The 17,371-nt window shown below is 61.3% G+C and carries 20 protein-coding genes; 12 read left to right on the top strand and 8 right to left on the bottom strand.

All coding sequences use genetic code 11. The annotated features are described in order from the left end of the window. Nucleotides 1–172 precede the first annotated feature (172 nt). From B6V74_RS18900 to B6V74_RS04760, 3 genes are all read right to left on the bottom strand, one after another. Entirely contained in the window at nt 173–334 is a 162-nt protein-coding gene (locus tag B6V74_RS18900) for a hypothetical protein (protein ID WP_168173018.1), read from the bottom strand. A gap of 67 nt (nt 335–401) precedes the next feature. Beyond that, nucleotides 402–620, bottom strand: coding sequence for a hypothetical protein (locus B6V74_RS04755; RefSeq protein WP_075777128.1), 219 nt, complete (start codon nt 618–620; stop codon nt 402–404). Nucleotides 621–676: 56 nt separating this feature from the next. Continuing rightward, complete coding sequence (locus B6V74_RS04760) at nt 677–883, bottom strand: cold-shock protein (protein ID WP_075777127.1); 207 nt, start codon at nt 881–883, stop codon at nt 677–679. 710 nt (nt 884–1,593) lie between these two features. Between B6V74_RS04760 and B6V74_RS04765 the strand changes: the two genes are divergently transcribed. The 6 genes from B6V74_RS04765 (at nt 1,594) to B6V74_RS04785 (ending at nt 4,893) form a co-directional block, all read left to right on the top strand. Then, the gene (locus B6V74_RS04765) at nt 1,594–1,863 is read left to right on the top strand and encodes a DUF982 domain-containing protein (protein WP_088722097.1); all 270 of its coding nucleotides are present in this window, start codon (nt 1,594–1,596) and stop codon (nt 1,861–1,863) included. Between the two features lie 460 nt (nt 1,864–2,323). Beyond that, nucleotides 2,324–2,530: a cold-shock protein gene (locus tag B6V74_RS04770; protein WP_075777126.1), complete on the top strand. Its 207-nt coding sequence runs from the start codon at nt 2,324–2,326 to the stop codon at nt 2,528–2,530. Nucleotides 2,531–2,711: 181 nt separating this feature from the next. Further along, nucleotides 2,712–2,864 carry a hypothetical protein gene (locus tag B6V74_RS18905; protein ID WP_168174414.1) on the top strand — a complete coding sequence of 51 codons (153 nt, stop codon included), beginning with the start codon at nt 2,712–2,714 and terminating at the stop codon, nt 2,862–2,864. Nucleotides 2,865–3,194: 330 nt separating this feature from the next. Beyond that, nucleotides 3,195–4,139: a J domain-containing protein gene (locus B6V74_RS04775; protein ID WP_088722098.1), complete on the top strand. Its 945-nt coding sequence runs from the start codon at nt 3,195–3,197 to the stop codon at nt 4,137–4,139. Next, on the top strand, nt 4,136–4,465 hold the full coding sequence (locus tag B6V74_RS04780; RefSeq protein WP_088722099.1) for a chaperone modulator CbpM: 330 nt from the start codon (nt 4,136–4,138) through the stop codon (nt 4,463–4,465). Before B6V74_RS04775 ends, B6V74_RS04780 begins: the two co-directional genes overlap by 4 nt. A 221-nt stretch (nt 4,466–4,686) precedes the next feature. Beyond that, nucleotides 4,687–4,893, top strand: a complete 207-nt coding sequence (locus B6V74_RS04785; protein WP_088722100.1) for a hypothetical protein — start codon at nt 4,687–4,689, stop codon at nt 4,891–4,893. A 24-nt stretch (nt 4,894–4,917) separates the two neighbouring features. Here the strand turns inward: B6V74_RS04785 and B6V74_RS04790 are convergent, their stop codons facing one another. From B6V74_RS04790 to B6V74_RS18910, 3 genes are all read right to left on the bottom strand, one after another. Then, complete coding sequence (locus B6V74_RS04790) at nt 4,918–5,850, bottom strand: transglutaminase family protein (protein ID WP_346425916.1); 933 nt, start codon at nt 5,848–5,850, stop codon at nt 4,918–4,920. A gap of 78 nt (nt 5,851–5,928) precedes the next feature. After that, a complete protein-coding gene (locus B6V74_RS04795) occupies nt 5,929–6,435 on the bottom strand; it encodes a hypothetical protein (protein WP_078540095.1) in 507 nt (168 codons plus the stop codon). Between the two features lie 74 nt (nt 6,436–6,509). After that, on the bottom strand, nt 6,510–6,647 hold the full coding sequence (locus tag B6V74_RS18910) for a hypothetical protein (protein WP_168184179.1): 138 nt from the start codon (nt 6,645–6,647) through the stop codon (nt 6,510–6,512). Between the two features lie 154 nt (nt 6,648–6,801). On the opposite strand from B6V74_RS18910, the gene B6V74_RS04805 reads away from it, so the two are divergent. The 5 genes from B6V74_RS04805 to B6V74_RS04825 all read left to right on the top strand — a co-directional run bounded on the left by B6V74_RS04805 (nt 6,802) and on the right by B6V74_RS04825 (nt 13,575). Further along, nucleotides 6,802–7,407, top strand: coding sequence for an SLC13 family permease (locus B6V74_RS04805; protein ID WP_240497049.1), 606 nt, complete (start codon nt 6,802–6,804; stop codon nt 7,405–7,407). A gap of 400 nt (nt 7,408–7,807) precedes the next feature. Then, nucleotides 7,808–9,559, top strand: coding sequence for a sigma-54-dependent Fis family transcriptional regulator (locus B6V74_RS04810; protein WP_088722103.1), 1,752 nt, complete (start codon nt 7,808–7,810; stop codon nt 9,557–9,559). A 141-nt stretch (nt 9,560–9,700) separates the two neighbouring features. Then, nucleotides 9,701–11,500: an NAD(P)/FAD-dependent oxidoreductase gene (locus B6V74_RS04815; RefSeq protein ID WP_088722104.1), complete on the top strand. Its 1,800-nt coding sequence runs from the start codon at nt 9,701–9,703 to the stop codon at nt 11,498–11,500. A 63-nt stretch (nt 11,501–11,563) separates the two neighbouring features. Further along, nucleotides 11,564–12,616, top strand: coding sequence for a 2,3-butanediol dehydrogenase (locus tag B6V74_RS04820; RefSeq protein ID WP_088722105.1), 1,053 nt, complete (start codon nt 11,564–11,566; stop codon nt 12,614–12,616). A 530-nt stretch (nt 12,617–13,146) separates the two neighbouring features. Further along, nucleotides 13,147–13,575: a PACE efflux transporter gene (locus tag B6V74_RS04825; RefSeq protein ID WP_088722106.1), complete on the top strand. Its 429-nt coding sequence runs from the start codon at nt 13,147–13,149 to the stop codon at nt 13,573–13,575. Nucleotides 13,576–14,133: 558 nt separating this feature from the next. Here the strand turns inward: B6V74_RS04825 and B6V74_RS04835 are convergent. Continuing rightward, nucleotides 14,134–15,390, bottom strand: coding sequence for an RNA-guided endonuclease TnpB family protein (locus tag B6V74_RS04835; RefSeq protein WP_088722107.1), 1,257 nt, complete (start codon nt 15,388–15,390; stop codon nt 14,134–14,136). Between the two features lie 26 nt (nt 15,391–15,416). Here B6V74_RS04835 and tnpA point away from each other — a divergent pair, with 26 nt between their 5' ends. Then, nucleotides 15,417–15,821, top strand: a complete 405-nt coding sequence (gene tnpA / locus B6V74_RS04840; protein WP_146694515.1) for an IS200/IS605 family transposase — start codon at nt 15,417–15,419, stop codon at nt 15,819–15,821. Between the two features lie 52 nt (nt 15,822–15,873). Here the strand turns inward: tnpA and B6V74_RS04845 are convergent, their stop codons facing one another. Further along, a complete protein-coding gene (locus B6V74_RS04845; protein ID WP_206185177.1) occupies nt 15,874–17,181 on the bottom strand; it encodes a Glu/Leu/Phe/Val dehydrogenase in 1,308 nt (435 codons plus the stop codon). Between the last annotated feature and the right edge of the window lie 190 nt (nt 17,182–17,371).

A 17,371-nucleotide genomic window follows, 5' to 3' on the forward strand; every position in this document is an offset into this window, starting at 1 on the left:
TTTAGAATTCTGAAGGCAGAAAACCCATTCGCTAAGAAAGCGAAGCGGCAGGAGTTTCCTCCCGCCGCTTTGCCTCCCGACAAGTCGTGAGGCGAGCATCGTTAAGTTCTTGTGAAACCTCACATCGCTCAGCCCTCTTGCCAGGAACTCCGGTCCCTATTTTCAGGGAAGACTATTCCTGAACACCGCCCGACAGGGCGCTGCGCTCGTCCGATATCTTTTCTTCGGACAAACTCCGGAAGAAGTGGTGCCAAGCAAGGGCTGCATGGCCCTTGGAATGCGCGTGGTCCTTCGTCTGGGACTTCTTGCCCGTAGGCATTTTTTCGACAGCCATATTTCGGCCCTCCCTTTAATCCCCGAGAGATACTCGGGAAATTCCTGTGGATGACCGAAATATCCGGTCAGCGTCGCGGCTTCTTCCCGCGCGGAGCCTCTGCCGCGGCACTTTCGTCCGCATCCCGCTCCATGCGCGCCGCGCGCAAGGTCGCGGTCAGCTCCGCTCTTTTCTCGGCGTCATCGTCACGGATGAGGCGCACTGCAGCATCCGTCTTGTCCTGAGCCGTCGTGGCTTTCTTGGGCAGATCACGGAAAAAGCCGTCCACATTGTAATTGCGGGGCATATGCCCTCCTTGGTTGCGAAATCCGGCCCACCGGGCCGGATATGGAACCTTTGCGTTCAGCCGAGCGCCAGATCGCAGGCGGACTCACGCCCGTCGCGTCCGGTTTCGATCTCGTAGGTGACGGCCTGTCCGTCATCGAGCTGCGAGAGGCCCGCGCGCTCGAGGGCCGAAATGTGGACGAAAATGTCACGCCCACCGGTCTTCGCTTCGATAAAGCCGAAGCCTTTGGTCTGGTTGAACCACTTCACGGTGCCATTGGCCATCGTGATGTCTCCTCAAATATTGCGGTCCGCGGAATGCGACAGCCCGGCTCAGTCAATTCAAAAAGGCAGACTGAAGCCAAGTAGGGAGACAGGTTGCAGAAGGGAATAACGTAGCTCGATCTGTCTACGCCAGTTTGACCCATTAAGCAAAGGAAATGCGCGGCACTCCATCGCGCTACCCGGCCTCCCCCTGGCGAAAGCCGATTAATATCGGGCACAATCAATCTGTTGTGCGAAAACGCGGGCGCGCACTGCAATTTCCTCGCAATCGCGGCGCCGATCGCTTATCTGTGAACTTGCATATCGTAATTCTCGGACCCTGTTCCTTCCGGCTCAGCGACGATCTTGAGCTTTGTCGGGCCGCGCGTTTTCGAAGGCGGCATAAGGAAAAGGAGCCTCACGCGGCCCATAGCGCCGCGACTCCGTTCGAGCAGACCAGCCTCTCAGCAACCGTGCCTCGCGGGCGCTGGTCGATAGCACTATTCCACCCCTTGCGGGGTCGCCGCGAGCTTCGCACATCGAAAGTGCCGGATCGTGAACCGCGCGCGTTGACGCTGACGCGTCACGATCCGAACGGAAAGACATCTGGCGCGCAATACCGCGCGTCGACCCAATTCACCGCATGGCGCAGGCCTCGCCCGCACCGTGCCTCCGTGATCGCGCGACCAGTCAGACTGGTCCCTTCACGCACTCTTGGAAAGATACGAAACATGATCGAAATTTACTGGGGGAAACCCATCTCTCTCGTCGTGTCGCCCGAAGGCGACGTCAAGAACTTCAGCACCATCGAACAGGTGCATTACTGGCTTCGCAAGAAGTGGCCCGTCGCCGACACCGCGCAAGACCATGCGATCGGACGCATCGAGGCCGCGATGGACTGCTTGGGTTCCGTGGGCGATGCCCGCAGCGCCTTCCTCGGTGCCGCAGGCACCGCAGGTTTCGTGCCATTTGAACCAGCGGCTCGTGCCCTTGCGGCCTGACCGGTTCGCCCCTGCGGCACCCCGTCCGTAACGGGGCCCGCCGCGCGAAGCGCCAAGGCCGCAGGCTATGTGATCGAAGCTTTTTTGCGGCCCTTTCGCTTCACCGCAAGCTGATCCTGCCGATCGTGGAGAATGGGGCTGGCGCAAGGGCACGGGCGCCTACTCCCTGGTGATACCGTCCGGGCCTCCGGCCGACGAAGTAAGCGCGCAGGTCGAGGCCTTTCTCGATACCGAGAAAGGCCGCCCGGCCTCACCCCGGAACGCGCATCTGGGTTGAGAGTCGCATTTCTCATCTCATTTCTCGGTTGCACCTTGTATCGCCGCCCGCCCGCCCCATCTATAGGGAGCTTCGTTATTCCGACCGCACCCTGTCTCCTTCATCGGCCTCAGTTTGCTTTTCGATCTGACCGGCCGACCTGCCGCATCCTGCGGGCAGATTTCCAAACAAGGAGACGACACGATGGCCAATGGCACCGTGAAATGGTTCAACCCCGGCAAAGGCTTCGGCTTTATCCAACCCGAGAACGGTCGCAAGGACGTGTTCCTGCACATCAGCGCGCTCGAACGGGCGGGCCTTTCCCAGATCGACGACGGTCAGAAAGTGACCTTCGAGATCGAAACCGGCCGCGATGGTCGGGAATCCGCCAAGGATCTCGAACTCGCCTGATAAAACCGTTCGCGGACCGGTGTCTTCCGGTCCGCGAACGCGCCCATGGGGCGAGAGTCTTCTCTGCTCGAATACCTTTGCGCAGTCCAGGTTCGAAACATCTGTAGAACCACCCATCCGGCATTGCGGATCAGGATGTGCGGGCGGGTTCAAAATTCACCTGTCTACGCGGAGAACGATCATGGGCTATTCCCCTCAAAAGAAACAACTCGACCTCAAGGATTTCCTGAGCCAGCCCGCCAAGAAAGGCTTCCGGAAAGGCGTCGGTTTCCGTCGTGCGCCGACAAATCCGACCCCTGTCAAAACCGGCGCAAAACAGGCTGTGACGAAATAAACGGCTGCGCCGAGTTAACTGATTTCCCCGCTCCCCGAGAGACGGGACTGATCAGTCGGCGTTCAGCGCGATCCACTTTCCTGAATGCTTACTGAGACGTCTTGATCCCGGCTTTGGGTCAATACTCCCTCATGGGTGGCAGCCTCCTCGCTCGCCGCGTTTGCCGTGGGTTCGCCGCCGTTTGGCCCCACATCGCTCGGCACACGGCATTTCCACATTGACGTGGATCACGGACCTAAGACCTCTTCTCGTGGCATCCAACGACAAGTGAACCCATTTCCGCACGCGCTCTGTACTTACGATGCATCGCTCGCCGAACAGGAAACCTGGATGCCCGATGATCCATACAAAGTCCTTGGCCTGACCAAGGCGGCCACAGCTGACGAAATCAAGAAGGCGTATCGCAAACTTGTGCGGACAAGCCATCCTGATTTGCACCCGGATGACGCAGGAGCCGAAGCGCGGTTCAAGGCGATATCGGCCGCTTACGACATCCTGAAAGATCCCGAAACCCGTGCGCGCTATGACGCCGGAGAAATCGATGGCCTCGGTGCAGAACGTCCGCAGCGCCAGTATTACCGTGATTTCTCGGGCTCATCCGACAACGGCTATCATCGACAGCGCGGGTTTGGACCGGATGTCGATCCGGCAGATATCTTCGCTGACATATTGCGCAATCGCGGACGGTCTGGCGCTGGCGACTTCGGCGACCGTGGTTTTTCCGCGCGCGGCGCCGACGCGCGCTATTCGCTCAACGTGCCGTTTCTGGATGCTGCGCGCGGAGCGGAAACCCACATCACGCTGCCCGATGGACAAAGCCTGACAGTCAAGATCCCACGGGGCACTGAAGACGGCCAGACACTTCGGTTGCGCGGCAAGGGGGCGCCTGGCTATGGCGGTGCTCCTGCGGGAGATGCGTTGATCACCGTTCTGGTGGGGGCTCATCCGGTTTTCGACCGAGACGGCGATGATATCCTGGTAACGCTCCCCATCACCATCGAAGAGGCCGTTCTCGGCGGCAAAGTCACCACGCCGACCATTGACGGCCCCGTCGGGCTCACGATCCCAGCAGGCGCGAATTCGGGCCAGGTCTTACGTTTGCGTGGACGTGGCATCGCCAACGCGAAGCGCAAAACCAAGGGTGATCAGCGGGTTGAGCTGAAGATCGTGACACCACCCAGCATTGACGAGAATCTGCGCAATTTCCTCACCGAGTGGCGCAAGACACATCGCTTCGATCCGCGTGTTGATTTGATGAAGAGGGCCAGCGCATGACGGACAGGTTTTCCGAAGAGGACGTGATTTCCAACGTCACCCGGCTCACAAGAAGCCAGCTCTTGAACTTTATCGAAGGCGAACTCGTTCGACCGGAAAAGGGCGAAACTGGTTTTATTTTTCGCCGCGTCGACATCGCGCGGTTGGAGCTATTATGCGATCTTTCCCATGATCTTGACCTCGACGAAACGGCGTTGGCGATCGTGATGTCGCTCCTTGACCAGCTGCATGCCGCACGACAGGACCTCGTTGCCATTGCACGCGCGATAGACACCCTGCCCTCAGAATTGCAGACGCGTGTCATTGCGGCAATGAAGCAGCCGTAAGCCCAACTCGCCTCTCCTCGTTTGGGAAACAAGCTAGCTTCAAAACGGGGACGTTTCAGGAGAGCATGTCAGAGGTTATTGAATTATTGTCGCTTTCTTGACCCGCGAGCCTCCCCGGTGCGACCATGTCAATCCGCACCGCAAAGGTTGAGGCTCTTTGCAGGAGTATGGCGGTTCGTTTCATTAGCTGCCTGAGGGCGGAAACGAGAGGGAGATTGAAAATGGAAGATGCAATTCAGCCCGGCAAAGGCGTTTTTGTGACTGGCGCAGAAAAAACGATCTTCCGGTTTGAAGGACGCGCACGGGATGGCTTCGTGACTATTAGCGGATCAGGCGGCTTCACCTGCGACTTGCCAGAGGATTGTATTCAAGCGGTCAAAAAGCGCACCCGGAAGGAATTCGGAAATATCGACTTTCATCGCGACTGAACGCACAAAGCACCCATCACCTGATTAACGCCTTGGCAGGTCGTCGAAACTTGCCTCCTCCGCCACGGACACGGGGGCGCGCCCGTTTTGAACGGAGACCTCAACAGAGAGATCATAGAGCGCGTTGCCAAATCCTGAGAAGCTGCCCGAAATCGGTGAGACCTGATGGATGCCTCTACCGACCGCGACCGGTATCAGGTTCTGCGACCCGACGCTGCGATTTGTCGGGTCGAATGCGATCCATCCGGCGCCGGGGACGAATATCTCGACCCATGCGTGGGTCGCCCCTGAGCCAGCCGATCCCACAAGGTTCATTTCGGGATTGAAGAGATATCCCGAGACGATGCGGGCTCCGAAACCGAGATGGCGGACGGCCTCGGCAAGCAGGACTGCGAAGTCGCGGCACGAACCCCAGCACCGGTCGAGTGTTTCGGCCGGCGATTGGGTGCCCTCATCCTCCCGGCTCTGGTAGGAAATCTGCGTGAACACCCCGGTGCTGATGTCCTTCAGCAGAGACAATGTGTCAGTCGGGCGCCCCATGACGAACTTCTCGACCCAGCGAGAAAGGCGGCCTTGGATGTCTTGATATTGCGGCTTGGTCAGCGCCCCCAAATCCGTCCAGTCGTCCGCAGCGTAGAGAAAAGGATATTGGGCTGCCGATGCAGCGATGGCGAAGACCGGCCAGGCCGACGCCGTCAATTCTACGGTCGCACGGCTTTCGATTGCCAGATGATCAGTCTGGTCGTCGAACACGGCAGTGGCGATGGCGTTGCCCGCCACATCATGCGCCCATGTTATGTGCGCCGCCGGCGTAATGGAGAGCGCGTGCGAGAGCAGCCGCAATTCTCGCGTCTCGCGCGGGCGCAGCATCAACCTGTGCGGCCCGAGAGAGACGTCTCCCCGGTATCGGTAGGTCGTTATGTGAAGAATGTCGAGGCAGGCCAAATGACGCTCCAATACGGTCAGATAAGAGTGGCAGCCACGCCCACAGCCATGTCGGCTAGCAATGGGGCAGCCAGACGCCTCGCTAAGCCGCTAATTTCTCGGTCGTGTTTCCGGACTCGTCGGCATCCCTTCGTTTTCGGCGGCCAGAATGGAGGCTTCGTAGCGCCGTCTTTCGGGAGCCGGCAGGGGCTCCAGTCTGGATAGATCAGGATCAGGCGATCGGAATACCGAGTAGAGATGGCGCAGATGCGCCTCCGAGACACCATCGGCTTCCATCACGAGGCGCACCATCGGATCCGAAAGCATCTCTTCCACGAAAAAGTCCGACAGGGCACGGCCCGTAAGCTTGTCTCTGGCACGCGCGTGATCGAGATCGGCCAGGGAAACGGTCAGCGTCCTTACCAATCCGGGATGTGTGGCTCTGGGATGAAGCTTCACCATGACGGAAGCTTTCCAGGTTTCGGGGTCCTTCCGATCCGGAGGCGAGACCAGCTCCGTCTCGATCTCATACTCTCCCGCCGGGAGTGTCTCGGCAAACCCCGGAATGTTGAACGGGCGGGAAAAAACCGCGACGGTCTTGCGTGTAAGTTCTTCCACTGGCCTAATCCTCTCACATCATGAGCGAATGACCCGCGCCCTTGCCAGGGCCGGGGCGCGGGTCTGCGCAGGTCTTAAGAAGTCTTGGATTTCGCTGGCGCTTCCTTGCTGGCGGCCTTAGGCTCGCTGTTCTCGGCAGAAGGCTTGGCAGTCTTCTCGGGCGTTGGCTTCAGCGCCGCTGCGGCCCGAGTAGTCAGGTCCTTGAAGGACATGTCATCGATCCTTTTATCGACCGACGTCAATTCTTGGTCCATGTCGGACCGGGATGCTTGTCGCCGGTGTGATCTATATGGGGACCGGGGACCCAATTTACGATGGTCAGGCGCCGAGGAATCGGAGATCTGATGAGTCAATCTGCACGCAATCATGGCCGATTTCATGAACGAGACCGGCTGCGCGCCTGTGGGGGAGCGGGAATTGAATCTTCCCAACGCGCGAATGGCGATCATCGCCAGCGCGCTCTTGCTTGGCCCTATCGGCATTGCCACCTTCGGCCTGCTGCCGGCATCAGTGGCCTTTACGTTGGGGGTTCTGCGCTCGATGCTCCTGCGCGCCGTGCCGCCCGGGCAGGTCTACAAAGCCATCGACTGGCCGGTCATCGTCCTGCTGGGATCGCTTATCCCGGTGGCCGGCGCGATGCAGACCACCGGCGCGGCAGATGTTCTGGCGCGTTTTCTGGTCGAGACGATCGCGCGCGGTAACGCCATCGCAGCTCTGGCGGCAATTCTAGTCACCACGATGTTCCTATCGGATTTGATGAACAACGCGGCCACGGCAGCGGTGCTGAGCCCAGTTGCCCTGGGCATCGCCGCTTCGCTCGACGTGAACCCCGACAGTTTCCTGATGGCGGTGGCGATCGGGGCATCTTGTGCTTCCCTCACGCCGATCGGGCATCAGAACAACACTCTCATACTCGGGTCGGGCGGCTTTCGCTTCGGCGACTATTGGGGCTTGGACTGCCGCTCGAGATGATCGTCGTGGCCGTAAGCTTGCCGCTGCTACTGATCGTCTGGCCACTTTAGACGCTCGCGAGGGCGCGCGCTGACCAGCAGCCGTTTCTCGCCAGATCTAGCCCGGGACGCGAACTCGGCCTGCATGGGGCTCCCGCCCCATTCGCCCGGCTCTCAGGATCGAACAAGCGTAACCCTGAGCCTGACTTTCAGCGCCAGTCAAGAAACTCCGGTTTCGCGAATGCGCGCAGTGCGTCGGGCGGCGAAAGGCATTGAGAACGATCAGCCGAAGCCCCACTGTCAAAAAAGCCAGTATTCAAAGGCGAAAAGCTCCGCATCAGCGATGCCTTTCTCTACGACCAATTTCTGTTCCGATCTGAAGCGCAGTCTGTGCTATCGTCCCTCCAGGGAGGCGACGCGCCATGAGAGATGCAGGGCATGTCGAGGAGATCGGACGGGTGCTGGAAGGCAGCCAGACTGGGCGCGACAGTTTTGTCTCGGCCTCGTGGCGGCGTTGTGTCGAGCTTTACGGCATGGACCCCACGCGCTCCGACCCGGCCCATATCGTGACCGAGGCAGAGCTGCGCGATCACCGCAAACAAGCGGAATGGATGATCGCCGCGGCACGCTCCGGGTTGCAATCGCTTTTCCGGCAGGTAGCAGGGCAGAATTACGTCTTGCTGCTCACCGATGCCAAAGGGGTCTGCGTCGATTTCTTCGGCGATGATCTCTTCACCGAAGACCTGCGCAGCGCGGGGCTCTATCTGGGGTCGAACTGGTCCGAGGATCTGGCCGGAACCTGTGGTGTCGGAGCTTGCATCGTGACGCAAGAGCCTGTGACCGTGCATCAGGACGATCATTTCGGAAACGCCCATACTGTTTTGTCCTGCACCGCGGCGCCGATCTTCGACAGTCTCGGGCAACTGGCGGCGGTGCTCGATATCTCGCTTTTGCGCTCGCCTGCGCCGAAGAGCAGCCAGAACCTCGCGATGAACCTCGTGACCTCCGCGGCACGACGGGTCGAGATGGCGAACCTCATGGCCGAGAGCCCGCGCGACTGGGTGTTGCGCCTGTCCTCCAGCCCGGAATTTCTCGATGTCGATCCCGAAGCGGCGGTGCGGCTCGACGGGGCTGGGCGCGTGCTCGGCTATACCCGCGCCGCGCGGCGATTGTTTCCTGAAGGTGCCCCGATCCTCGGTCGCCGGATAGACGAGGTGCTGAGCGTAAGCGTCGATGACCTGCCCGACCTGATGCGCGACCGCCCGACCGAAGAGCGGGTGGTCGAGATGCGCGATGGCGGGGCGCTGTTTGGTCATGCCATCGCTCCTAAAGCACCCCGTCACGCCCATCAGCGGATGCGCCACGGCGGGCCGCTTGCTGGTCTGACCGGGGGCGATCCCGAAATGGATCGACTTATCGGACAGGCCGAGCGGCTTGCCCCGGGCTCGGTGCCCCTGCTCATCTGCGGCGAGACCGGCACCGGGAAAACAAAACTCGCCCGTGCGATCCACATGACCAGCAAGGCGCAAGGGTTCATCAGCCTCGAATGCGCGGGGCTAGACCCGCAGACGCTGATGCAAAACTGCGCCGAGGCGATGGGGCCGACGACGCTCCTGCTGCGTCGGATCGAAGAGATCGCACCAGAAACGGCGATTGGGCTCGGCGGGCTCCTCGACCGTCGCCCCGAATTGCGCGCGCTGGCGACGAGCTGTCTGGACCCGGGCCGGATCGCACTGCCGCGCCCGCTGTTCCACCGGTTGGCAGGGTGCGTACTCAACGTGCCGCCCCTGCGGATGCGTCGCGATCTCGACTGGCTGATGTCGCGTCATCTGCGCCGCCACGCGGGCGACTCGGTCCGGCTGTCACCTTCGGCGCGGGCCGAATTGCTGGGACGTAGCTGGCCCGGCAATATCCGCGAGCTCGAACAAGTTCTCGATGTGGCGGCCGCGATCTCCGTGGGCTCCGTGATCGACCTTCCCGATCTTCCTGCGCCGCTCGACCCGGTCGCCAAATTCGAACAAATCACCCAAGGTCCAATGGAGCCGGAGACGAATCTCGAAGAGGTTCTGGACGCCTGCGACTGGAACATGGCGCGCGCGGCGCGGCGGCTCGGGGTCAACCGCTCGACCATCCTGCGCCGGATTCGCAAGGCCGGGTTGCGCCCGCCCGAGTGATCTGTTGCGCCCTTGTTGCGCGCGCAACATGCCGCATCGCAGCAGACGCTTTTCCTCCCCTTGCACGTGTCGCGACCATGGATCGCTCAGCGATCACGCGCCGATACTCCTCCTGGAGACACGCGCAGAGGAGGAGATGCGATGCTTGACACCACCATCAACACACAGACCCAGGACATGCTGGACAGCCTCAACGCCGCGCTGGAGAGCGGCGATATCGACCGCGCGGCCGCGCTGTTTGCGACCGACAGCTACTGGCGCGACCTCGTGGCGGTCAGCTGGAACCTGAAAACCGTGGAGGGGCCGGACGGCGTGGCCGACATGCTGAGAAACCAGCTCGAGCATACCCGCCCCGGCAAGTTCGAGATCCAGTCGGGCGAGTTCCCCGCCGAGGAGGGCGGCGTGATCACCGCCTGGATCACCTTTGAGACGAAGTCGGGACGCGGCTGGGGCCTGATGCGCATCCGAGATGGCCGCATCTGGACGCTGCTGACCGCGCTTCAGGAGCTCAAGGGGTTCGAGGAAAACCGCGGCACACGCCGTCCGATGGGCGCCGAACATGGCGCACGAAAGAACCGAACCTCGTGGAAGGAGCGCCGCGAGGCGGAAGAAGCCGATCTGGGCTATGGCACGCAGCCCTATGTGTTGATCGTCGGCGGCGGACAGGGTGGAATCGCGCTGGGTGCGCGGCTGCGCCAGCTTGGCGTGCCTGCGATCGTTCTGGATAAGCATGACCGGCCCGGCGACCAATGGCGGAGCCGTTACAAGTCGCTCTGCCTGCATGACCCAATCTGGTATGACCATCTCCCTTACATCAAGTTTCCCGACAACTGGCCGGTCTTCACGCCCAAGGATAAAGTTGGCGACTGGCTCGAGATGTATACCAAGGTGATGGAGATCAATTACTGGACGCGGTCCGAAGTGACCGGTGCCAGCTACGATGACGCCACCGGAAAATGGACGGTCGAGGTCAATCGCGACGGCGAGAAGGTGACACTTGAGCCGACGCAGCTTGTGCTGGCCACCGGGATGTCTGGCAAGCCGAACATGCCGCATTTCCCGGGCATGGAAGACTTCAAGGGCACGATCCAGCACTCGTCGCAGCATGAGGGGCCCGGCCCCTGGGCGGGCAAGAAAGTGGTCGTGATCGGTTCGAACAACTCCGCCCATGACATTTGCGCGGCGCTCTGGGAAGGCGATGCGGATGTCACCATGGTGCAGCGATCCTCAACCCATATCGTGCGCTCGGACTCGCTGATGGAGATCGGACTCGGCGCGCTCTATTCGGAAGAGGCGGTCGCAAACGGCGTCACGACCGAGAAGGCGGACATGATCTTCGCCTCCCTGCCCTACAAGATCATGCACGAGTTCCAGATCCCGCTCTACGACCAGATGCGCGAACGCGATGCGGAGTTCTATGCAGGGCTGGAAAAGGCCGGGTTCGATCTGGACTGGGGCGATGACGGCTCTGGGCTGTTCATGAAATACCTGCGCCGCGGCTCGGGCTATTACATCGACGTGGGCGCCAGCCAGCTGATTATCGATGGCGAAGTGAAGCTGGCCAAGGGTCAGGTCGATCATTTCGAGGAAGACGCTGTAGTGCTCGCCGACGGCACGCGCTTTCCCGCCGATCTGGTGGTCTTCGCAACAGGCTACGGCTCGATGAACGGTTGGGCCGCCGATCTGATCAGCCAAGAGGTCGCCGACAAGGTTGGCAAGGTCTGGGGGCTTGGCTCGGACACCACGAAAGACCCCGGCCCGTGGGAAGGCGAGCAGCGCAATATGTGGAAGCCGACCCAACAGGAGCATCTGTGGTTCATGGGCGGCAACCTGCACCAATCGCGGCATTACTCGCTCTATCTCGCGCTGCAATTGAAAGCGCGGCTAGAGGGGCTCGAGACCCCGGTCTACGGGCTTCAGGAGGTCCATCACCTCTCCTGACCCCATCCCTCTCCCGGCCCCTCACGGGCCGGGATAACTCCCCCCATTGAACGGAGACATTCCATGAAAGCTGCACGTTGGCACGGCGTGAAAGACATTCGCGTCGAGGAAATAGACACCCCTACCCCCGGTCCCGGAGAGGTCGCGATCAAGGTCGCATGGACCGGGATCTGCGGTTCCGATCTGCACGAATATTTGGCGGGCCCGATCTTCGTCCCGGTCGAGCAGGATCATCCGCTTAGCCATGACAAGGCGCCGATCACCATGGGTCACGAATATTGCGGGACCGTGGCGGAGTTGGGAGAAGGCGTCACCGGACTGAAGATCGGCGACCGAGTCGCGATCGAGCCGATCTTCGCCTGCGGCACCTGCGCCGCATGCCTTGAGGGCAAATACAATCTCTGTGACAGCCTCGGTTTCGTCGGGCTCTCCTGGGGACATGGCGGTTTCGCTTCGACCTCGGTCGTGCCTGCCCGAATGGTTCACAAGATGCCCGACGCGCTGTCGATGGAACAGGGTGCGTTGGTCGAGCCCGCCGCCGTCGCGCTGCATGCGGTGCGCATGTCGAAGATCAGGGCGGGTGATACCGCCGCTGTTTTCGGCGCGGGCCCGATCGGGCTTTTGGTCGTCGAGGCGCTGCGCGTCGCGGGCGCGGCCCAGATCCATGTCGTCGAACCCTCGGTCGAACGCCGCGAAAAAGCGCTCGAACTCGGCGCGACCAGCACAATCGACCCGATGGCGGAAAACCCCGTCGAGAAAATTCGTGCGGCCACAGGCGGTGTTCATGTCGCCTTCGAGGTGACGGGTGTGCCGCGCGTTCTGCCGCAATGCATCGACAGCACGCGCCACGAAGGCCAGACGCTGATCGTCTCGATTTGGGAGGGAGACGCCTCTTTCCACCCCAATACCGCCGTTCTGAAAGAGCGCCAACTGCAGGGCACCATCGCCTACCGCAATGTCTATCCGGCGGTGATGGAGCTGATGGTGCAGGGCTATTTCAGTGCCGACAAGCTGGTGACCAAGCGGATCAAGATCGATCAGATCGTGGAGCAAGGCTTCGAAGCGCTCGTCGCGGAAAAATCTCAGGTGAAGATTCTGGTAGAAGCGCAAGACTGAAAACTTAGGGCATGATCTGCGCTGCGCGCGCCGCATCCAAAGAGCGCGCGCGGCATATCGGTGCGTGAGAGCCATTCTTTGCTCCAAGACCTCTCACGGGGCCAAGCATTCACCGTGACGGCTCGATTTGTAGTTGGAAAAGCTTCAAGCGTTTCTTCGTTCAAGAAAGTGCGCCCCGAACGACACAGTCGCTGGGTGCTCGATAATCAGCATAGAAGTGCGCGGTTCGCGACATGCCATATCGTTGAGCGAGCACCCTCTCTTTGAAAGCTGGTATTTGAGAGGATGCTCGGCAGACCAGAAAACGAGCAGGAACGCATCTGCGAGAACTGACGCCAAATTCTGAGGCGAAAAGCTAGCTATAAGACAGACCATTGCTGGCTTTCTTGAACGGCTGAATTGCGGGCCGGCGCGACCAGCGTCGGGTCCGGCTTGAAAAGCCAGCACGCGGGACCCACCATAGGGAAACCCGCCCCCTGCCCGAGCACACGGTCTGCACGCTTGACCGCCTGACCTAACGAAGACTTTTCATGCGCAGCACCCCAGACCGTATCCGCCAGGCCGTGAGTTTCGAAATCATCGGCATCCTCATCGTGACGCCGCTCTTCGCCTGGGTCTTCGATCACCCCATGGGAGATATGGGCGTGCTGGTCGTTCTAGGGGCGACCGCGGCCACCGCCTGGAACTACCTTTTCAACCTGGCTTTCGATCACATCCTGCTCTGGCGTCGCGGCGATGTCCGCAAGACGATACCGCTCCGGATCGTTCACGCGGTGCTTTTCGAGGCGACGCTGCTCGCGCTGCTTCTTCCGATATTCGCATGGTGGCTCGAGACCTCCTTGCTGACCATCCTCGTGATGGAAGCGTCTTTTGCAGGCTTCTATCTCGTCTACGCCTTCGTCTTCACTTGGGGATACGACACGATCTTTCCGCCGCAAGGACGCGAACGGATCGCGTGACGATGGAAGACAAAGCTGCGGGAGGGACTGCAGCCTTCCCATGCGCTGCACCACAGATCGTATTCGCCGAGCCTTGTGTTTCGAAATCATCGGCATCCTCATTGGGTGGCCGATCTTCGCCCGGATGTTCGGCCACCCCATGGGTAATATGGGCCGGGGCGCCAGACGCCATCCCGGTCGAGGCTGGCTACCTCGGCTGGCAACAGTCACTGGAGAACCTTGCCCGGCTCGTCGAACCTGAGATCAAGCAGTAGCCGGAGTTGTAAAGCTTGACCGTCGCAAGCAGAGGCACTCCGCGACCGAGTCTCGTTGATTGCGAAGGCTTAGGCGTTCTCGATGGTCTAGTGCCCCGGAATATTCTATGCCGGTCGAGAGCCGGAACCAGCTCGCGCCCTCGACCCGAGCCGCTTCGATCAGTTCGCCGGGACGTAGCCGGGCTTGACCGGACGCTTCTCGGCTTGCGTCTCGGACAGGCCGTAGAACACCGCGGGGGGCCGCCAGACTTGTAATTCTTCATGAACCTCCCCCACCAATCTCGTAGGTTGAAAGGGTTTCGGATCAGGCGGCTGCCTGATCCCCGACCGTCCCGGCCGAGTTGATCGTTTCCGCGTTCTGGCGACGTCGGCTCTCCACGAGCCCCCACCGCAGCAAAACGAGGGCCGCGGCCTCGTCTCGCCCGAGACGACAGCCGCAGTCGCAATCATGGTGGCGCTCCGCGAGTGCCTTCTTCCGCACGGCGCCGCAATCCGGGCAGCGCTGTGACGGCTTCATCTCTCGCGTCTTCGCCTCAAGGAACTCCGCACCAGCTTCTTCCGCTTTGTATCGGAGCATGTTCAAAAAACCGGCCGGAGCCGTGTCCAGGATCGATCGGTTCAGGCCCGCCTTCTGGGCCACATTCCGGCCCGGCGCTTCCGCGGTTCCGCGGGCCGAGCCGGTCATGTTGCGCACCGTCAGCGCCTCGGTCGCGATCAGGCGGTGCCGCCCGACGATCTGCGCGCTCGTCTTGTGCAGAAAGTCCTTCCGGCGCGCGGCGATCTTCGCATGACGACGCGCCAGAGCGCGGCGATGCTTCCGCAGCGCCCGTTGGGAGATCTTTCGCGCCCGGGCCGCGGCCGAGAGCCGGCGCTGCTCAGCCTTGAGGTCCTCGGCCTCGAGACCCCAGTGGCGCGGGTTCGGCAGTTCCTCGAAGGCGCCGTCTTCATGCGCGAGCGTGGCAAAAGTCGAGACACCCCAGTCGAGCCCCACCGCCTGCCCCTCGGCCGGCGCGCGCTCGGCGCAGCCGGTCTCGACGACGACGTTGAGCCTCCAGCCATGGACTGTCCGGGTCACATCGGCCTTGAGCACGCGGCCCGGCGTGCGCGCGACGCCCCGCATCCGCATGCGCCCGATCCCAAACAGCGTGGCATGGCCATGCCGACCGCCGTCGCGCATCTCGACCCTGAAGCCGTTGCCGTGCTCCTTGTAGCCCCAGCCACGGAAGCGCTCGGCGCTCTTGAAGCGCGGGAAGCCCGGCGTTTCCCCCGCGCGCAAGCGGCGAAAGAAAGCCTGGAAGGCGAGATCCAGACGCTTCAGAACGACCTGGGCCTCATGCGTGTGGACGAGCCCGCACCAGCCCTCGAGACCGAGGCGGATCTCCTTCAACGCCTTTTCCTGGTCGGAGCGCGAGACCCGGGCCTGGCTATGCCGCCAGGCACCGATCCGCTCCTCGAGCGCGGCGTTCCACAGGTCTTTCAGCATCAGGTGCTTGCGCGCCAGCGCCGCCGCCTGGGCGGGCGACGGATAGAGCTTGAAGGAGAGGGATCGAGTTGCGGTCATGGCCCGAATATTATATTGGTTCCGACATGGCGGATCAATCCTATAGTCGCACAAACAATTGCGTTTTTAGTCTCCATTACCATATGGTTCTGGTGACGAAACAGCGCCGCGCAGTGCTGACATCCGAAATGCTGAAGGCGGCAGAGGTCGCGATCCGGGAGCGCTGCGATGTTCGCGGCGGCGCGCTGGAGGAGTTCGGCGCGGAGGCCGATCACATCCACATCCTGTTCTCGTTGCCGCCCGCCGAGGCGGTCGCCGGCTTCGCAAACGCGGTGAAGACCACCACCTCGCGGCGTCTCCGGAGGGACTTCCCGAGCCTGAAACGCCTTGGCGGCGCTCTCTGGTCTCCAAGCTACTTCGTCAGCAGCTGTGGCAGCGCCCCGCTGGAAACGATCAAGGAATATGTCCGCTCGCAGGAGCGACCTGACTGACCTCACCAGCCCTGCGGGCTCCCCCACCAATCCAACCGGGCGCTAGCGCCTGTTAAGACCCCTCGAAATAAGCGGGAGTGCCCCGGGCTTCCACGGATTCCGCGATCCGACGCAGGCCATGGATGTAGGCGGCATCGCGCATCGAGAGTTCCATCTCGTTGTGTAACGTCCAGATCGATTGCGTCTCGGTTTCCATCGTCGTTTTAAGGTGATCCCGGACGCGCGAACTGTCCCAATAAAAACCCGATCTGTTCTGAACCCATTCCAAATGCGAAACCGTAACGCCGCCGGAATTCGCGAGGATATCGGGCACGACGATATGTCCCGCTTCCGTCAGCTTCTTGTCGGCCTCGGGAGACACCGGTCCGTTCGCCATTTCCAAAATGATGCGGGCTTTGATCCTGTCGCAATTCTCAAGCGTGATCTGCCTTTCCAATGCGGCAGGCACCAGCACCTCGCAATCAAGCTCCAGGAGTTCGGCGTTTGAGATTTCTTTGGTCTTGCCTTGACCCTTTGCGCCTTTCACGCCGCCTGTCTGATGCTTGTGCTGCATGACGGCCAGCGGGTCCAAACCGCCCGGGTCATATACGCCGCCGCCGGAATCCGAAATGGCGACGATTTTATACCCATCCGCGTGCAGCAGCTTGGCGCAGTGGAAGCCGACATTCCCAAACCCCTGGATCGCCACTGTGGCCGTATTCGGGTCGAGAGCGAGTGCGGATTCCAGATAGCGCAGGGCATAATATCCGCCGCGTGCCGTCGCATCGACCCGCCCGTTCGTGCCCCCGAAAGCGAGAGGTTTGCCGGTAATCGCGCTCGGAGAGGCTTGCCCTGAAATCCAGCTGTATTGGTCGGCCATCCACGCGATGACGATCCCGTTCGTATACATGTCCGGCGCCAGAATATCGCGATCGGGCCCGATGAAGGGCGCGAAGGCTTCGACATAGGCCCGGCTCAAATGCTCCAACTCGTTGACCGAGAGCGTCTTCGTGTCCACGCAGACCCCGCCCTTTCCGCCGCCGAACGGCAGGTTGGCCACGGCGCATTTGAACGTCATCCAGAAGGAAAGCGTCTCGATCTCGTCGAGCGAGACGTTTGGATGGAAACGAACGCCACCCTTCGTCGGTCCCCGTCGATCGTTATAGCGGCACCGCCATGACTGGAACGCCCTGCGACTCCCGTCATCCATCCGGATCAGAAGCGTTGCGGCCAGAGTCTCGCGGGGCCATTTCAGTTCCTCGTAGACGTCGGGATGAATGTTGAGCCGCTCGCAGGCCGCCCGCAGCGTTTCGCGAGACTTCGCGAGCATGCCAGTCGTCAGGGGCTTATCGTCCTCGACGTCTTTTTTCTTGGTCGGCATTAATCCGGCACTCCCCAGCGAGGCTTCTCAAAGCGGTTTCTTCAGAACATGCTTTTACACTCGGCCGAGATGGCGGCGGCGTCATTGATTTGTCTCAACCTATGCGAGCCGGCACTCGTGAGTTTGATCGCGGACGTTCCTGCGGATCGGCTCTATGAGCAATATGGCTTTGTAACGACGGCGCCCCGGT

Source organism: Thioclava sp. F42-5, from assembly GCF_002213195.1.
Taxonomy (GTDB): Bacteria; Pseudomonadota; Alphaproteobacteria; order Rhodobacterales; family Rhodobacteraceae; genus Thioclava; species Thioclava nitratireducens.

Excerpts from the sequence above, each read along its gene's own strand:
- B6V74_RS18900 (WP_168173018.1), bottom strand. The coding sequence starts at position 334 with ATGGCTGTCGAAAAAATGCCTACGGGCAAGAAGTCCCAGACGAAGGAC.
- B6V74_RS04755 (WP_075777128.1), bottom strand. The coding sequence starts at position 620 with ATGCCCCGCAATTACAATGTGGACGGCTTTTTCCGTGATCTGCCCAAG.
- B6V74_RS04760 (WP_075777127.1), bottom strand. The coding sequence starts at position 883 with ATGGCCAATGGCACCGTGAAGTGGTTCAACCAGACCAAAGGCTTCGGC.
- B6V74_RS04765 (WP_088722097.1), top strand. The coding sequence starts at position 1,594 with ATGATCGAAATTTACTGGGGGAAACCCATCTCTCTCGTCGTGTCGCCC.
- B6V74_RS04770 (WP_075777126.1), top strand. The coding sequence starts at position 2,324 with ATGGCCAATGGCACCGTGAAATGGTTCAACCCCGGCAAAGGCTTCGGC.
- B6V74_RS18905 (WP_168174414.1), top strand. The coding sequence starts at position 2,712 with ATGGGCTATTCCCCTCAAAAGAAACAACTCGACCTCAAGGATTTCCTG.
- B6V74_RS04775 (WP_088722098.1), top strand. The coding sequence starts at position 3,195 with ATGCCCGATGATCCATACAAAGTCCTTGGCCTGACCAAGGCGGCCACA.
- B6V74_RS04780 (WP_088722099.1), top strand. The coding sequence starts at position 4,136 with ATGACGGACAGGTTTTCCGAAGAGGACGTGATTTCCAACGTCACCCGG.
- B6V74_RS04785 (WP_088722100.1), top strand. The coding sequence starts at position 4,687 with ATGGAAGATGCAATTCAGCCCGGCAAAGGCGTTTTTGTGACTGGCGCA.
- B6V74_RS18910 (WP_168184179.1), bottom strand. The coding sequence starts at position 6,647 with ATGTCCTTCAAGGACCTGACTACTCGGGCCGCAGCGGCGCTGAAGCCA.
- B6V74_RS04805 (WP_240497049.1), top strand. The coding sequence starts at position 6,802 with ATGGCCGATTTCATGAACGAGACCGGCTGCGCGCCTGTGGGGGAGCGG.
- B6V74_RS04810 (WP_088722103.1), top strand. The coding sequence starts at position 7,808 with ATGAGAGATGCAGGGCATGTCGAGGAGATCGGACGGGTGCTGGAAGGC.
- B6V74_RS04815 (WP_088722104.1), top strand. The coding sequence starts at position 9,701 with ATGCTTGACACCACCATCAACACACAGACCCAGGACATGCTGGACAGC.
- B6V74_RS04820 (WP_088722105.1), top strand. The coding sequence starts at position 11,564 with ATGAAAGCTGCACGTTGGCACGGCGTGAAAGACATTCGCGTCGAGGAA.
- B6V74_RS04825 (WP_088722106.1), top strand. The coding sequence starts at position 13,147 with ATGCGCAGCACCCCAGACCGTATCCGCCAGGCCGTGAGTTTCGAAATC.
- B6V74_RS04835 (WP_088722107.1), bottom strand. The coding sequence starts at position 15,390 with ATGACCGCAACTCGATCCCTCTCCTTCAAGCTCTATCCGTCGCCCGCC.
- tnpA (WP_146694515.1), top strand. The coding sequence starts at position 15,417 with ATGGCGGATCAATCCTATAGTCGCACAAACAATTGCGTTTTTAGTCTC.
- B6V74_RS04845 (WP_206185177.1), bottom strand. The coding sequence starts at position 17,181 with ATGCCGACCAAGAAAAAAGACGTCGAGGACGATAAGCCCCTGACGACT.